At 63.3% G+C, this 539-nt stretch carries 1 protein-coding gene; it reads left to right on the forward strand.

What is annotated here, in order from left to right; all coding sequences use genetic code 11:
* Positions 1-539 (forward strand): PAAR domain-containing protein (locus AOA62_RS24145; RefSeq protein WP_178075655.1); only part of this gene is annotated, 539 nt, incomplete at both ends.

Below are 539 nucleotides of genomic sequence, written 5' to 3' on the forward strand. Positions count from 1 at the left end.
GCCATGAGCAAAAGTGGCGCGGACAAAGGGCTGACCAAGATATGCGATGCCTTCAGTAACGCCCTGTTTCCGCCCACGGTGCAGGCGAACATTCTCACCGGCTCGACCAATACCCTGACCAATAATATGCCTGCCGCCCGTGCCGCCGGGGCGATCAGTTCCCATGTCACACCGGCCGGTACCGAGCTGGAAGCGCCCGAACCGGAACCCGAAGCCAGTTATCTGGACATGGCCGCAGGTTTCTTTTCGCAGATGTGGCGCCCTACCGTCGCCACACCTGCGCCGGGTGCCGTGCCCAAGCCGCTGGACCTGGTGGTGTGCATGAAGCACCCGCCCATGCCGCCGCAGTTTCTGGCCGAAGGCTCGGATAAGGTCACGATCAACGGCCAACCCGCCGTGCGCAGTGGTGATCGCAGTACCTGCGATGCGACGGTGGTGTCGTCCGGGCTGATTTCCTCCAACGTGACCATTGGTGGCGGTTCGGTGGTGGTGCGTGAGATTCGCAGCGGCAAGACGCCTGGCGTCGGGTTGGCGGTTAC

The organism is Pseudomonas sp. 2995-3 (assembly GCF_002742565.1).
GTDB classification, from domain to species: domain Bacteria; phylum Pseudomonadota; class Gammaproteobacteria; order Pseudomonadales; family Pseudomonadaceae; genus Aquipseudomonas; species Aquipseudomonas edaphica.